The organism is Megasphaera sp. An286 (genome assembly GCF_002163455.1).
In the GTDB taxonomy this organism is placed as follows: Bacteria; Bacillota; Negativicutes; order Veillonellales; family Megasphaeraceae; genus Megasphaera; species Megasphaera stantonii.
The window spans coordinates 61,441-76,878 of the sequence record NZ_NFIY01000012.1 but is presented as its reverse complement, the minus strand read 5'-3'; the positions used below and the strand labels follow the sequence as shown (position 1 = coordinate 76,878).

Annotated in this window: 10 protein-coding genes; 7 read left to right on the top strand and 3 right to left on the bottom strand. The window is 55.2% G+C overall.

What is annotated here, in order from left to right; translation table 11 throughout:
- Positions 1 to 280: 280 nt before the first annotated feature.
- Together B5F80_RS07040 and B5F80_RS07035 are read right to left on the bottom strand one after the other, a co-directional pair.
- Positions 281 to 1,102: a Cof-type HAD-IIB family hydrolase gene (locus tag B5F80_RS07040; protein WP_087478114.1), complete on the bottom strand. Its 822-nt coding sequence runs from the start codon at positions 1,100 to 1,102 to the stop codon at positions 281 to 283.
- 70 nt (positions 1,103 to 1,172) lie between these two features.
- Entirely contained in the window at positions 1,173 to 2,048 is an 876-nt protein-coding gene (locus B5F80_RS07035; protein ID WP_198643465.1) for a DMT family transporter, read from the bottom strand.
- Positions 2,049 to 2,157: 109 nt separating this feature from the next.
- Between B5F80_RS07035 and B5F80_RS07030 the strand changes: the two genes are divergently transcribed.
- A complete protein-coding gene (locus tag B5F80_RS07030) occupies positions 2,158 to 3,669 on the top strand; it encodes a hypothetical protein (protein ID WP_087478113.1) in 1,512 nt (503 codons plus the stop codon).
- Between the two features lie 100 nt (positions 3,670 to 3,769).
- On the opposite strand, the gene pckA is transcribed toward B5F80_RS07030, so the two are convergent.
- Entirely contained in the window at positions 3,770 to 5,368 is a 1,599-nt protein-coding gene (pckA, locus tag B5F80_RS07025) for a phosphoenolpyruvate carboxykinase (ATP) (RefSeq protein ID WP_087478112.1), read from the bottom strand.
- A gap of 311 nt (positions 5,369 to 5,679) precedes the next feature.
- Between pckA and htpG the strand changes: the two genes are divergently transcribed.
- From htpG to uvrC, 6 genes are all read left to right on the top strand, one after another.
- The gene (gene htpG / locus B5F80_RS07020; protein WP_087478111.1) at positions 5,680 to 7,629 is read left to right on the top strand and encodes a molecular chaperone HtpG; all 1,950 of its coding nucleotides are present in this window, start codon (positions 5,680 to 5,682) and stop codon (positions 7,627 to 7,629) included.
- Between the two features lie 140 nt (positions 7,630 to 7,769).
- Positions 7,770 to 8,063: a nucleotidyltransferase domain-containing protein gene (locus B5F80_RS07015; protein ID WP_087478110.1), complete on the top strand. Its 294-nt coding sequence runs from the start codon at positions 7,770 to 7,772 to the stop codon at positions 8,061 to 8,063.
- Entirely contained in the window at positions 8,047 to 8,436 is a 390-nt protein-coding gene (locus tag B5F80_RS07010) for an HI0074 family nucleotidyltransferase substrate-binding subunit (RefSeq protein WP_087478109.1), read from the top strand. The genes B5F80_RS07015 and B5F80_RS07010 overlap by 17 nt, the downstream gene beginning before the upstream one ends.
- Positions 8,437 to 8,522: 86 nt before the next feature.
- Complete coding sequence (gene uvrB / locus B5F80_RS07005) at positions 8,523 to 10,682, top strand: excinuclease ABC subunit UvrB (RefSeq protein ID WP_087478108.1); 2,160 nt, start codon at positions 8,523 to 8,525, stop codon at positions 10,680 to 10,682.
- Between the two features lie 3 nt (positions 10,683 to 10,685).
- A complete protein-coding gene (gene uvrA, locus B5F80_RS07000; RefSeq protein WP_087478107.1) occupies positions 10,686 to 13,547 on the top strand; it encodes an excinuclease ABC subunit UvrA in 2,862 nt (953 codons plus the stop codon).
- Positions 13,534 to 15,384 (top strand): excinuclease ABC subunit UvrC, encoded by a 1,851-nt coding sequence (gene uvrC, locus B5F80_RS06995; RefSeq protein WP_087478106.1) that lies wholly within the window; start codon positions 13,534 to 13,536, stop codon positions 15,382 to 15,384. Before uvrA ends, uvrC begins: the two co-directional genes overlap by 14 nt.
- Positions 15,385 to 15,438 lie beyond the last annotated feature (54 nt).

Below are 15,438 nucleotides of genomic sequence, written 5' to 3'. Positions count from 1 at the left end.
CATGAACATGAAGCACCTACAGGCGGCTCTGGAGGATACCTCCATTGCTGGGTGACTTCACTCATATCAGGGCCTGCAAACCATTTTGCGAAAAATACTTGACACTACCGTCCTAAATGAATTTGTTTGCAGAAAGTGTGTTATTTCAATAGTATAATTTGTTAACCCTCATAATCCATAAAATATATGATGAACTAACAAGGCATGCCTAACGGGTCTGAGACTCGCAGGGCATGCCTTGTTGGCGTGATGTAATATATCGTTTGCTTTATTGAACGGGTTATTTCAATACGAAGGTTTCAATGGCTTCGCCGACGGCTCCGTCGTTGTTCGTCGCGTCGGTGACGACGCTGCAGTATTGGCGGATTAGGGGATTTAAATTATGGACGCCTACGCTGAGGCCGGCGGCCTGGAGCATTTCAATGTCGTTGATATTGTCGCCGATAGCCATCGTTTCTTCAGGCTGTACGCCGAGCATGGCGGCTAATTTGAGGAGGGCGACGCCTTTCGTGACGCCCTTGTGCATGAATTCGATGTAGCGGTTGCTGGAAAAGCTGACCGTGATGTCGTCGAGAAGGGGCTTCATTTCGGCGTGGATTTCCTGCAGGCGGCTGTAGTCGGTGTGCATGATGATGAGCTTGCAGACTTCTTCCTTGCCGCGCAGGAAGTCGAGGGTCTTTTCCGCCGTCGGCACATAGGCCATGCGGCCGCGGAGAAAATCCTCTTCGTCAGGCGTGACGCCGCTGATGTATACGGTATCGCGTGTGTAAATGTGCATGCAAAGGCCGTAGGATGCGCTTTTGCGGTAAATCCTATCGGCTAGGTCGAAGGGAATCGGGTCCCAGAATAGGGAACGGTGCCCTTTGTTTTCCGTGATGCTGGCTCCGTTGAAGCCGATGACGTATTGTCCGGCTTCGTCGAACAGGTTCAGCGTTTTCAGGACGCCTTCGACGGAACGGAATCCCCGCCCCGTGCAGGGAACGAATTTGACGCCCTGGGCCTTTGCTTGGGCGATGGCTTCGATATTGCGGCGGCAGATGGAAGCGTCGCTGCTGAGCAGGGTTTCGTCCATGTCGCAGGCGATGATTTTATAGGTTAGCATGTAAGTACTCTCCTTTTTTTCTATGCAGTATACACATAGTCTAGCATGGAATGATTCCTTCTGCAAATGGTCAGGCCTTTAATTCGCTGACCAGCGTCGAGCCTAAGACGAGGACTGCGCCGATGATGCTGGTCATGCCGAGGGGCTCGCCGAGGACGACGGCCGACAGCAGGATGGCGAAAATCGGGTCCAGGTAGCTGAACAGGGCGATGGTCTGGGCTTTTAAGGACTGCATGGAGCCGAAGTAAAAGACGTAGGCAAAGCCTGTATGGACGACGCCGACGACGAGGAACATGGCCAGGCTGAAGGGAGAGGCGTCCAGAGCAGTGACGTTTTCTGTTAAGAGGACATAGGGCATCAGCAGCAGGGCTCCCAGACCAAGCTGGACGATGGTTTTATCGTAGGCGGCCATAGGCTTGATTTTTTTATTGAAGATGACGATGCAGGCGTAGCAGCAGGCGGCGCACAGGCCGAAGAACACGCCGGTCATGTTGGCGCTGCCGCCTTCCTGGCCAATGCCCGATACGAGGACCATGCCGGCCAGCGCCGTCAGGACGCAGAGAAATTTGCGGGCCGTCAGCTTTTCTTTCAGGAAAATCGGCGAGACTAGGATGACGATGATCGGGGCCATGTAATAACATAGCGTCGCCGTTGCGATGGACGTGTAGCGGTAGGCTTCGAAGAGGAAGGTCCAGTTGCCGCACAGGGCCGCGCCGGACAGGCAGAGGAGAAGCAGGTTTTGCCGGATATCCGGCCAGGATATGGGGATGCCCTTGCCTTTGATGAACAGAAATAAAAAGGCCGTGCCGATGATGCCGCGGCCGACGGCGATGACGCTGGACGGCAGGGGGATGTAGCGGACGAAAATGCCGATGGTACCGAAGATGAGCATAGCTAAAATCATCATGGATTTTGCTTTGTTTTCGAGCGTATCCGGTTGGTTCATGAAAATCTCCTTTACAGCATAGAGTTATTTGTGAAGACGCGCCTTGTTTTTTGCGGCGCTTTCCATTACTATTATAATATAGAATTACTAATATTGGGAGTGAACGATTATGATTACAGAATCAGATATGATGAAGTTGCAGAACGGCAGCGACGTCCGCGGCGTCGCCGTAGAAGGCGTTCCCGGCGAGCCCGTGACGCTGTTTCCCGAAGCGGCGAACCGCATTGCCGCCGGCTTTGCCTCCTTTTTAGCGGAAAAGACGGGCAAACCTGTCGACAGCCTGCGCGTTGCCGTCGGCCATGATTCGCGTATTTCTGCCGGCACGATGAAGCAGGCCGTGCTGGAAGGCCTCTGCGCCTGCGGCGTAGCCGGGTTTGACTGCGGCTTGGCTTCGACGCCGGCTATGTTCATGTCGATTATCTTCGAATCGACTCATATGGACGGAGCCATCATGATTACGGCCAGCCATTTGCCGTACAACCGCAACGGCTTGAAATTCTTTACGAAAGACGGCGGTCTGGAAAAGGCTGATATTAAAGACGTCCTGACCCGGGCGGCGTCGCTGGAAGAAACACACGGCGATGTGTCCGGCGTGCAGACGCTGCCGATTATCGATATATATGCCGAGCACCTGTGCTCCAAAATCCGCAGCGGCGTAGGCGCAGGCCCGGACAGCAAGCCCTTGGAAGGCATGCGCATCGTCGTCGATGCCGGCAACGGCGCAGGCGGCTTCTTTGCCTCGAAGGTCCTCGACGTCCTCGGCGCCGATACGACGGGCAGCCAGTTCCTCGAACCGGACGGCATGTTCCCCAATCATATTCCGAATCCGGAAAATAAAGAGGCCATGGCGGCGATCAGCAAAGCTGTTCTCGATAACCATGCCGATTTGGGCCTCATTTTCGATACGGACGTAGACCGCATGAGCGCCGTCCTGCCCGATGGTGAAGCCATCAACCGCAACGCCCTCATCGCCATGATGGCGGCCATCTTGGCTCCCGACTATCCGGGCAGCACCATCGTCACGGACTCGGTCACGTCGGACGAGCTGACGGCCTTCCTGCAAGATGAGCTTCATCTCATCCATCACCGCTACATGCGGGGCTATAAAAACGTCATCAACGAATGCATCCGCCTCAACCAGAGCGGCGTCGTATCGCCCTTAGCGATTGAAACGTCGGGCCACGGCGCGCTGAGCGAAAACTACTACCTCGACGACGGCGCCTATTTGGCGGTCAAGCTGCTCATTGCGGCGGCCCAGGCCAATAAAGCGGGGAAAGCTGTCGGCGATTTGGTCGCAAACTTGAAGCATCCGGCTGAAAGCAAGGAATACCGCCTCAAAATTCAGGGCACAGACGACGTAAAGGCTTACGGCGAAAGGGTACTGCAAGCCTTTGAAGAGCGGGCCGTCGCCGCAGGCGTCGTCGTCGCCAAGCCGTCGTACGAAGGCGTGCGCCTCGTATTCCCTGAAGGCTGGGCGCTCCTGCGCATGTCCCTCCACGACCCGAACATGCCGCTGAACGTCGAAAGCAAGGAAGAAGGCGGCTGCCAGGATATCATTGGCCACGTTAAATCATTCCTGGATGGGTTCGACTGCCTGGACATGACTGTATTCGACACCTAAAGAAGCTGTTAAAGAAGCTGTTAACATGATATAAGAAAACCGTAAGGAAAGGGCGAAACGCCTCTCCTTACGGTTTTTTACATGAAAGAAGTATCAGGCCTTAGGGCTTGGCCTTTGGTTTCGGGCCGGCGTCGCTGACTTCTTCCGGGACGTCTGGGTATTTTTCCGTGAAGTTTTCCTGGAACATGGCGGCAACCTTGTCGGCCATGATGTCGTAGGATTTTTTATTGGCCCACGTATCGCGCGGGTTGAGGATCTGATTGGGGACGCCCGGGCAGGACTGGGGCACGTCGACGTTGAAGCGGCTGTCGTGCTTGTAGGGGACCGAATCGAGGCGGCCGTTCAGGGCTGCCGTAATCATGGCGCGGGTGTACTTGAGGTCCATGCGGCTGCCGATGCCGTAGGGGCCGCCGGTCCAGCCGGTGTTGACCAGGAAGACCTTCGTATGATACGTTTCGATTCGTTCGCCCAGCATGCCGGCGTAGATTTCCGGAGCCAGGGGCATAAAGGGTTCGCCGAACAAGGTGGAGAAGGTCGGCACCGGCTCGGTAATGCCTTGTTCCGTGCCGGCTACCTTCGACGTAAAGCCGGTAATGAAGTGGTACATAGCCGCTTCCTTGCTGAGGCGGGAGATAGGCGGCAGGACGCCGAAGCTGTCGGCCGTCAGGAAGATGATGACCTTCGGGATGCCGCCGATGCCGGGAATGGCCGCGTTAGGAATGTAGTCGATGGGATAGCCGACGCGGGTGTTTTCCGTATACTTGCTGTCGAAATAGTTCGGCCGCCGCGTCGCCGGGTCGAGGACGACGTTTTCGACGAGGCTGCCCGAACGGATGGCGTTGTAAATGTCTGGTTCCTTTTCGGGGTTCAGGTTGATGCACTTGGCATAGCAGCCGCCTTCAAAGTTGAAGATGCCCCGCGGCGACCAGCCGTGTTCGTCGTCGCCGATGAGCTTGCGGTTCGGGTCTGCCGACAAGGTCGTTTTCCCCGTGCCGGATAAGCCGAAGAATATGGCCGTTTCCTTCGTGACCGGGTCCATGTTGGCCGAGCAGTGCATGGGCAGGACGCCTTCGTCAGGCAGGAAGTAGTTCATGACGGAGAAGACGCTCTTTTTGATTTCACCGGCGTACTGCGTGCCGGCGATGAGGACGACCCGCGTTTCGTAGTCGATGATGATAGCCGCTTCAGAACGGACGCCGTCCGTCTTCGGGTCGCAGCGGTAGCCCGGCGTGACGATGACCGTAAAGTCCGGGTCGCCGAACTGGCTCAATTCGTCGGCCGTCGGGCGGATGAGCAGGTTGCGGATAAACAGGTTTTCGCTGGCTAATTCATTGATGATGCGGAATTTTTTGCGGCATATTAAATCGGCGCCGGCAAAGCCATCGAAGAGGAAGATATCACGGTTCTGCAGATAAGCCGTCATCTTAGCCTTCAAGGCGTCAAACTTTTCCCGCGAAATCGGGCGGTTGACGTTGTTCCAGGCGATGTATTCATGAATGGCCGGCGTGTCGACGATGAATTTGTCCTTCGGCGAACGGCCCGTGTATTTCCCAGTCTGGACGACTAAGGCTCCCGTGTCGCTCAGCATGCCTTCGCCGCGAATCAGGGCCTGCTCGGTCAGCCAGGCCGGAGACATGTTGCGGTACACGTTGGCCGGGTAAAAAATTCCGATTCGTTCTAATCCATACGTATGTATCATGATATAATACCCCCCTGCTGTATAGTGGATACGCTGACGCGTATATATGATAAAAAATCATGCATATATTGTATATCACTTATTATAGACCTGATGACGGCAGGATTCAACGTATATGTATAATAAATTATATAATAAATAACCTACCCTAAATGACAAAGGGAAATATTTTGGCGGATAGAAGGCTGGAATTGCCGCAGATTTGCAAGTTTGCTATTGACTATTTGACTTTTTATTGTATTATATAAAAGGGAGTTGGCACTCTGATGCTAAGAGTGCTAACACATTCTGAATAAAGGAGATTGTTGAACATGGCGAAAGAAACCTTTGAATTCCAAGCGGAAACGAAACAACTGCTGGACTTGATGGTTCATTCCATTTATACGAATCACGAAATATTTTTACGGGAACTGATTTCCAACGCATCCGACGCGATCGATAAGCTGCATTACGAATCGCTGACAAATAACGACCTTCTCGAAGGCGATACGGCCTTTGAAATCCATTTGACGCCGGATGAAGACAAGCATACCCTGACGATTTCCGATAACGGCATCGGCATGAATAAAGACGAGCTCATGCAGAACTTGGGCACCATTGCTAAATCGGGCACGAAGGCCTTTTTGGAAAAGCTGAAGGAAGCCCAGGAAGGCGGCAGCGTCGACAAAGACCTGATTGGCCAGTTCGGCGTCGGCTTTTATTCGGCCTTCATGGTCGCCGATACGGTGACGGTCGTCACGCGCAAAGCCGGCGAAACAGAAGCCTATAAATGGGAATCGGCAGGCGACGGCCAGTATACGCTGGAAACCTGCGAAAAGCCGAAGCACGGCACGACGATTATCCTGACCTTGGGCAAGGAATTTTACGGCGGCGAAACGGAAGAAAACTACACGGACAAATACCTCCTGGAAAGCCTGGTCAAGAAATATTCCGACTACATCCGCTATCCCATTACGATGGACTTCACGACGAAGGAAAAGCCGAAGGACGCCGACGGCAAGGTTATTGAAGACGCACCGGAAGAAGAACATACGGAAACGCGGACACTTAACTCCATGCAGCCCTTGTGGACCCGTAATAAGTCGGATATTAAGCCTGAAGAATACAGGGAATTTTTCCAGCATCAGTTCTATGAATGGGACGAACCGATGGAAATCTTCCATAGCCGCGTTGAAGGAAATGTAGAATACACATCCTTGCTGTTTATTCCGGGCAGTGCGCCTTTCAATCTGTACTATGCCGATTATGAACCGGGCGTGCAGCTCTATTCGCGCCATGTATTTATCATGGATAAATGCAAAGATTTGCTGCCCGATTACCTGCGCTTTGTCAAAGGCCTTGTCGATTCTCCTGATTTGTCTCTCAACATTTCCCGCGAACTGCTCCAGCAGAGCCGTGAATTAAAGCTCATCGGCCGTAATCTGGAAAAGAACATCCTCAAGACGCTGGCCCGCAAGCTCGACAAAGAACGCGAAGCCTATGAAAAATTCTGGGCCGAATACGGCAAGTCCTTGAAAATCGGCGTGTACAGCGGCATGATGACCGGAGAAAACAACGTAGATAAGCTGAAAGACCTGCTCCTGTTCATGTCGTCCAAGGACGGCAAGCTCTGCACGCTGAAAGAATATGTCGGCCGCATGAAAGACGGCCAGGAAAAAATCTACTACGCTACGGGCAAGGATAAGGCCGCTATCGACGCCTTGCCGCAGATGGAAATGCTCCGCGACAGAGACATCGAAGTCTTGTGCATGACCGATCCCGTCGATGAATTCGCCGTAGAAGCCATCCGCGAATACGACGGCAAGAAATTCCACTCCATCAGCCGCGGCGATTTGGATTTGGAAGACGAAGAATTTAAGGAAGAAAAGAAGAAAAACGAAGACCTGGCTAAGAGCAACGAAGGCCTTCTGAAGGACATGAAAGAACTCCTCGACGGCAAGGTCGTCGACGTCCGCCTGTCCAACCGCTTGAAGAGCGGCGCCGTCTGCCTCGTCGCCGACGCGGCTGGCCCGTCCCTGGCGATGGAACAAGCCTTTGCCGCCGCCGACAACCCGATGCTCAAGGCGCGCCGCATTTTGGAAATCAACCCGCAGCATCAGCTCTTCGCCAAGCTTCAGGGCATTCACGAAGCCGGCAAGGATACGCCTGAATTCAAAGACTACTGCAAGATGCTCTACGATCAGGCCTTGCTTCTCGAAGGCATCATGCCCGATGACCCGGCAGCCTTCGCTAATAAGGTAGCCGAAATGATGGCAAAATAATAGCATAGCGTTACGACGAGAGTCCGTGTCAGGGCTCTCGTTTTTGTATGTGCAGGAAAGGATCGTCGTGAATATACGGCGTATAGTTTTTATACGGAGGATGATATAATAAGGATAGATATTGGAATGAGGTGAAGGGCATGGAGTTTGGAATTCGTCCGGGCGTACTGGATGAGATACGGCAGTTGGCAGAAACATATCATATAGAAAAAGTCATTTTATTTGGTTCCAGAGCGCGGGGCGATTACAAACGGACGAGTGACATAGATCTGGCCGTCAGCGGCGGCGATGTCGTCCAATTTGCCTTGGCCGTAGACGAAGAAACGTCGACGCTGCTCATGTACGACGTCGTCGATTTAGACGGGCCAGTGCAGGACGAATTGCGGCAATCTATCGAAAGAGAGGGCATTGTCATTTATGAAAAAGTACGATAATTTTTGTGCGGCCTTGAAAAATCTTAAGGAGCTATTTTCCTATGAAGAACCGTATAATACCGTTGTTTTGACGGGATTAGTCGGGCTGTATGAAATTTGCTTTGAACAAGCATGGAAGATGATGAAAGAACTGCTGGAAGACAGCGGCTATGCCGAAAGCGCGACAGGCTCGCCCAGGCAGATTTTAAAGACGGCCTATAAAGCGAATATGATACGCAATGAAACGATGTGGCTTCAGGCGTTGCAGGCCCGAAATAACGTGAGTCATTCGTATAACGAGCTTATTGCCTTATCCATCGTGAGACAGACGAAGGCGTCGTACTATGATATGTTCTGCCGGCTAAAAGACGAAGTGGAGACGAATTGGTTGTAGAATCATCTGTACATACGTTTGCAGCCGTGCTATACTAAGGTAATCAATAATAATTATTTTTTACTATGCCGTGGCAGGAGAGTGTTATGGATATACAGTCGTATTTGAATAAGGATTATGATACGTCGCGGCCGTTTCGCGTCGTCGCGCCGTACGAGCCCATGGGCGACCAGCCTGAGGCGATTGCGTCGCTGGCCGAAGGGATACGGTCTGGGCAGTGGGCCCAGGTGCTGCTGGGCGCGACGGGGACAGGCAAGACCTTTACGATGGCCAAGGTCATCGAGGCCGTGCAGAAGCCGACGCTGGTCATTGCGCATAACAAGACGCTGGCTGCCCAGTTGTGCAGCGAATTCAAGGCCTTTTTCCCGGACAACGAAGTGGCCTATTTCGTCAGCTATTACGATTACTATCAGCCGGAGGCGTATATCGCGTCTACGGATACATATATCGAAAAGGACGCGTCGATTAACGATGAAATCGACAAGCTGCGCCATTCGGCGACGATGAGCCTGTTTGAACGGCGCGACGTCATCATCGTGGCCTCCGTGTCCTGTATCTACGGCTTAGGCGATCCGGAGGATTACAGCGATCTCGTCGTGTCGCTGCGTCTGGGACAGGAAAAGACGCAGGAAGAAATTCTTCATAAGCTCGTCGATATCCAGTATTCCCGCAACGATATGAATCTCGAACGGGGTACTTTCCGCGTTCACGGCGATACGATAGAAGTATTCCCGGCGGCCTTCGACAACTCCGTCATCCGCATTGAAATGTTCGGCGATGAAATCGACAGGCTGACGGAGGTCGACGTGCTGACTGGCGAGGTTGTGGCCGAGCGCAAGCACGTGGCCATTTATCCGGCCAGCCATTATGTCACGACGAAGGAAAAAATGGATAAGGCCCTGAAGACGATCGAGGCCGAGCTGGAAGAGCGATTGGCTATCCTGAAGGAAGGGGGCCATTTGCTGGAAGCACAGCGGCTGGAGCAGCGGACGCGGTACGATATGGAAATGATGATGGAAATGGGCTACTGCTCGGGCATCGAAAACTATTCCCGCCATCTGGCAGGACGGAAGGCTGGCGAAGCGCCGTACACGCTCCTCGATTATTTCCCCGACGATTTCCTCATCATGATCGACGAATCGCACGTCACCTTGCCGCAGCTGCGGGCTATGTACGCCGGCGACCGGTCGCGGAAGGAAAACCTCATCGAGTACGGGTTCCGCCTGCCGTCGGCGCTGGACAACAGGCCGCTGAAATTTGAAGAATTCGTCGAACGGATTAACCAGGTTATCTACGTCAGCGCGACGCCGGGGCCCTATGAAATGGAGGTCCAGACCAATTTGGCCCAGCAGATTATCCGCCCGACGGGGCTCCTGGACCCGAAGGTCGAAGTGCGGCCCATTGCCGGGCAGATGGATGATTTGCTGGGTGAAATACGGAAACGGACTGAAAAGAACGAACGCGTGCTGGTGACGACGCTGACCAAGAAGATGGCCGAGGATTTGACCGATTATCTAAAGGAAATGGGCGTCCTCGTCCGCTATCTCCATTCGGATATTGCGACGATCGAGCGGGCCGAAATCATCCGCGACCTGCGGGCCGGCGTATTCGACGTCCTCGTCGGCATCAATCTGCTGCGCGAAGGGCTGGACATGCCGGAGGTGTCCCTCGTAGCGATTCTCGACGCTGACAAGGAAGGATTCCTTCGTTCCGATACGTCTCTCATCCAGACGATGGGGCGGGCGGCGCGAAACGTCGACGGCACGGTTATCATGTACGCTGACAAGATTACCGATTCCATGGCTCGGGCTATGGACGAAACGAAGCGGCGCCGCGAGGTGCAGGACGCTTATAATCGAAAGCATCATATTACGCCGAAATCCGTCAAGAAAGACGTCGTCAACCTCATCGAGCTGACGAAGGTCGCCGAAGACCAGGCCGAATATAGAGGCAAAGGTGAAAAGCTGACGAAGGAGGCCTTGCATAAGGTCATCAACACCATGACCCAGCAGATGAAGACGGCGGCGAAAAATCTGGAATTTGAAAAGGCGGCGGAACTGCGCGACCGCCTGGGGCAGCTGCGGCAGCAGCTGGCTGATATGAGCCACGACGACACGCTGCCTAAGGAGCTGCAGGGCAAGGATATGCCCTCGTCCCGGTACGTGCGCAAGGTGCGCCGGCCCGACGCGCGGCGGAAAAAGCCGGACGCCCCAAGCAAACCTAAGGCAAAAAGGAGTAAAACGTAACCTATGCAGGAACCATATATCAGTATCAAAGGTGCGAGACAGCACAATTTGAAAAATATAGATGTAAAAATTCCCCGCGATAAGCTCGTCGTCTTTACGGGCTTATCCGGTTCGGGGAAATCGTCTCTGGCCTTCGACACGATTTACGCCGAAGGCCAGCGGCGTTATGTTGAATCCTTGTCGGCTTACGCCCGGCAGTTTTTAGGGCAAATGGACAAGCCTGACGTCGACTATATCGAAGGCCTGTCGCCGGCTATTTCCATCGACCAGAAGACGACGAGCCGCAATCCCCGCTCGACTGTAGGCACGGTCACGGAAATCTACGACTACCTGCGTCTGCTCTACGCCCGCGTAGGCGACGCCTACTGCCCGAAGTGCGGGAAGCCGATCCGCCAGCAGACGATCGAGCAGATGGCCGACTCTGTCATGGCTCTCGGCGCGGGGGAGAAGGTCATGGTCATGGCCCCTGTCGTCGACGGCCGTAAGGGAACGCATCAGAAGGTGCTGGCCGGCTTGGTGCGAGACGGCTATGTCCGCGTCCGCGTCGACGGCGAGGTATATCTCCTGTCCGACGATATTCCTCTGGATAAGAATAAAAAGCATACTATCGACGTGGTCATCGACCGGCTGGTCATTAAGGACAGCATTTTGCCCCGCCTGACCGATTCGCTGGAAACGGCGGCCAAGCTGGCCGGCGGCATCGTCCATATCCTGCGCATGAGCACGGACGAGGTGCTGACCTTTAGCCAGCATTTCGCCTGCCCTGACTGCCATGTGAGCCTGCCGGAAATCGAGCCCCATCTCTTTTCCTTCAACAGCCCCTTCGGCGCCTGCCCGGCCTGTTCCGGCATCGGCAGCACCATGGAGGTCGATCCCCATTTGGTACTGCCTGATAAAACGAAATCCTTTGCTGACGGCGCTATTGCAGCCCTGAGCAGCAATCCCGATTCGTGGTTTATGCGCCAGCTCGGCGGCTTGCTCAAGCCCTATGGCTTTACGCTGGACAGCAGCTATGACGAGCTGCCCGGCGAGCTGCAGGAAAAGCTGATGTGGGGCTCTGACGACACGTGCGTCTTTGAGTATGAAAACCTGCGCGGCGAAGTGAAGCAGTACGCCACGGCCTTTGAAGGCGTCATTCCCATGGTGCGCCGCCGCTATAAGGAGGCGTCGTCCGACATGATGCGCGACCAGTTCGAGCAGTTTATGTCGGTCAAGCCCTGCACGACGTGCGGCGGCACTCGCCTGCGCCATGAAGCGCTGGCTATTAAAATCGGCGGCCTGAATATTTCCGAGCTGACCAATTTGACTGTCGGCGACATGATTCGATTTTTTGACGGCTTGGAGCTGACGGAAAAACAGCAGATGATCGGCCGGCAGATTTTTAAGGAAATCCGGGCCCGCCTGGAATTTCTTCAGACCGTAGGCCTGGAATACCTGACCTTGTCCCGTACGGCCGGCACCTTGTCGGGCGGCGAAGCGCAGCGCATCCGCCTGGCGACGCAGATCGGCTCCGGTCTGGTCGGCGTTTTATACATCCTCGACGAGCCGTCTATCGGCCTCCATCAGAGGGACAACGACAAGCTGCTCCAGGCCTTGAAGCACCTCCGCGACTTGGGCAATACGCTCATCGTCGTCGAGCATGACGAGGATACGATGCGGGCCGCCGATTATATACTGGACATCGGCCCGGCGGCGGGAGAGCACGGCGGTGAAATCGTGGCCCAGGGGACGGCAGAGGATATTATGGCCTGCGAGCAGTCCCTGACGGGACAGTATTTAAAGGGGGCGAAATATATCCCTATTCCGGAGGAGCGGCGCCAAGGCAACGGGACGTATATCGAAGTCATCGGCGCGGCGGAGCACAACTTGAAGAACATCGACGTATCGATTCCCATCGGCACCCTGACTGTCGTGACGGGCGTATCGGGGTCGGGCAAGTCGACGCTGGTCAACGAAATCCTGTATAAGGGATTGGCCGAAGCCGTATACGGCACGCCCCATCGTCCCGGCAAGTTTAGGGAAATCAGAGGGACGGAATATATCGATAAGATCATCAACATCGACCAGTCGCCTATTGGCCGTACGCCCCGTTCCAATCCGGCGACGTATACAGGCGTCTTCGATTTCATCCGCCAGCTGTACAGCCAGACGCCGGAGGCAAAGGTGAGAGGCTACAAGGCCGGGCGGTTCAGCTTCAACATCAAGGGCGGCCGCTGTGAGGCCTGCCGCGGCGACGGCATCATCCGCATCGAAATGAACTTCCTTCCCGACGTATACGTGCCCTGCGAGGTATGCCACGGCGCGCGCTACAACAGGGAGACGCTGGAAGTTAAATACAAGGGGAAGACCATATCGGACGTCCTCAACATGACTGTCGACGACGCCTGTGATTTCTTTGAAAATATTCCCCGCATCCTCAATAAGCTGCGGACCCTGCAGGACGTGGGGCTGGGCTATATCCGCCTCGGCCAGCCGGCGACGACCTTATCGGGCGGCGAAGCGCAGCGCGTCAAGCTGGCGACGGAGCTGTCCAAGCGCAGTACAGGCCGGACGCTGTACATCCTCGACGAACCGACGACGGGCCTCCATGCCGCCGATATTCATAAGCTCATGGACGTACTGCAGATGCTCATCGACGGCGGCGATACGGTTGTAGTCATCGAGCACAACCTCGACGTCGTCAAGGCGGCGGATTATCTCGTCGATTTAGGCCCTGAAGGCGGCGACGGCGGCGGCACAGTCGTAGCGACGGGGACGCCGGAGGATATCTGCCAGGTGCCGCAGTCCTATACGGGAAGATTCCTGAAGCCCGTATTGGAACGGACGAAGGACTTGATGAAGGGGAACTGCCATGGCCTTGAGTGAAGCCGTACTCGATAAGGTACGAAATTTGACGACCCAGCCCGGCGTATACTTGTGGAAAAACGACAGGGGACAGATCATTTACGTCGGCAAGGCCGTGAATCTGCGTAATCGCGTGCGCAGCTACGTCCGGCACGACGCCAAGCGCGCGCCGAAGGTGACGGCGATGATGAGCCACGCCGCCGATGTGGAAACTATCGTCGTAGCCAACGAGATGGAAGCGCTCATACTGGAAAACACGCTCATTAAAAAGCATCGCCCGCGCTACAATATCATGCTGCGCGACGATAAGACCTACCCGTATATCAAGGTGACGGTGCAGGAAGACTATCCGCGTGTCTTTATGACCCGCCGCGTCCATCGAGACGGCGCCCGCTATTTCGGCCCCTTTGCCGACGCCGGCGCCGTTCATCGCGTGCTGAAGCTCATCCAGCGGGCCTTTCGCATCCGTTCCTGCCGGACGATGCAGGCCGATCGGCCCTGCCTGCAGTACCATCTGCATCACTGCGACGCGCCGTGCGTCCACTACATTACGAAGGGTGAATACGGCAAGCTTGTAGAACAGGCCGTCGACATACTGGAAGGACGCGATGCGGGCGTCGTGCGAAGGCTGCAGGAGCAGATGGAAGCGGCGGCGGAAGAGATGGAGTTCGAAAAGGCCGCCATGTACCGCGACCAGATAACTGCCGTCAAGGTGATTCAGGAACAGCAGAATATTACGACTGTCGGCGGCGGCGACATGGACGTTCTCGGCTTTGCCGGCGACGCCGGGCAGACTTGCGTCCAGATTTACACTATCCGCCAGGGCCGCCTCATGGGACGGGAGACCTTCAGCCTGGAAAACAGTGCCGACGAAACGGCGGCCGCTTTGACGTCGGCCGTATTGGATCAGTATTACGTCGACGGCGTGTTCGTGCCCAAGGAAATTATCGTCTCGGCCGTAGAGGATAAAGAGGATTACGAACGGCGGCTGACGCTGCAGAAGGGACAAAACGTGGCCTTAGTCATCCCGCAGCGGGGCCTCAAGAAGAAACTGCTGACCATGGCCGAGGATAACGCCCGCGTTCTCCTCGAACAGCGCCGCCTCCAGTGGCAGCACGATACGGACAAGACCAGCGGAGCCGTCGAAGCCCTGGCCCGCGTCCTCGACCTGCCGCGCCTGCCGGAGCGCATGGAATGCTTCGACATATCCCACACGCAGGGGATTGAGACGGTCGCGTCGATGGTCGTCTTTGAGCACGGCCGGCCGGCGAAGCAGGAGTACCGGCGGTTTAAGCTGAAAACCGTGCAGGGGAAGCCTGATGATTTCAAATCCATGGCGGAAATCATGGGCCGCCGCTACGGCGAGCGGGACTGGCCCGCGCCGGACCTCATCGTCATCGACGGCGGCAAGGGGCAGCTTCACGCCGCCCTGCCTATTATACGCGAGGCGGGGTGCGAAGCGCCGGTTATCAGTCTGGCCAAGCGGATAGAAGAAGTATTCGTCGAGGGGCGGAGCGATTCGATTATCCTGAGTCATCACACGCCGGAGCTGCAGCTGCTCCAGGCTATCCGCGACGAGGCGCACCGTTTTGCCATTACGTATCACCGCAGCCTTCGGGGCAAGCGGAATCTCGTGTCTATTCTGGATCACATCGAAGGCATCGGGCCGAAACGGCGCAAGGCCTTGTGGGGAGCCTTTAAAAATCTGGACGCCATGAAGGCGGCTACGGTAGAAGAGCTGGCCGCCGTGCCGGGCATGACCCGGCAGGCTGCGGAAAACGTCTATTACTTTTTCCGCCTGGGAACGGATGAAAAGAGGAAAGTCGTGGAAAATAAGGCGGATTTACAGAATGTTTAAGGATTATCCCTGAAATACAATGGCATTTGCTTTTTGAACTATGGTATAATAAAG

What these genes read in the sequence shown, in the direction of transcription:
- B5F80_RS07040 (WP_087478114.1), bottom strand. Translation starts at nt 1,102, where the DNA reads ATGCTAACCTATAAAATCATCGCCTGCGACATGGACGAAACCCTGCTC.
- uvrB (WP_087478108.1), top strand. Translation starts at nt 8,523, where the DNA reads ATGGATATACAGTCGTATTTGAATAAGGATTATGATACGTCGCGGCCG.
- B5F80_RS07015 (WP_087478110.1), top strand. Translation starts at nt 7,770, where the DNA reads ATGGAGTTTGGAATTCGTCCGGGCGTACTGGATGAGATACGGCAGTTG.
- uvrC (WP_087478106.1), top strand. Translation starts at nt 13,534, where the DNA reads ATGGCCTTGAGTGAAGCCGTACTCGATAAGGTACGAAATTTGACGACC.
- B5F80_RS07010 (WP_087478109.1), top strand. Translation starts at nt 8,047, where the DNA reads ATGAAAAAGTACGATAATTTTTGTGCGGCCTTGAAAAATCTTAAGGAG.
- B5F80_RS07035 (WP_198643465.1), bottom strand. Translation starts at nt 2,048, where the DNA reads ATGAACCAACCGGATACGCTCGAAAACAAAGCAAAATCCATGATGATT.
- pckA (WP_087478112.1), bottom strand. Translation starts at nt 5,368, where the DNA reads ATGATACATACGTATGGATTAGAACGAATCGGAATTTTTTACCCGGCC.
- B5F80_RS07030 (WP_087478113.1), top strand. Translation starts at nt 2,158, where the DNA reads ATGATTACAGAATCAGATATGATGAAGTTGCAGAACGGCAGCGACGTC.
- htpG (WP_087478111.1), top strand. Translation starts at nt 5,680, where the DNA reads ATGGCGAAAGAAACCTTTGAATTCCAAGCGGAAACGAAACAACTGCTG.
- uvrA (WP_087478107.1), top strand. Translation starts at nt 10,686, where the DNA reads ATGCAGGAACCATATATCAGTATCAAAGGTGCGAGACAGCACAATTTG.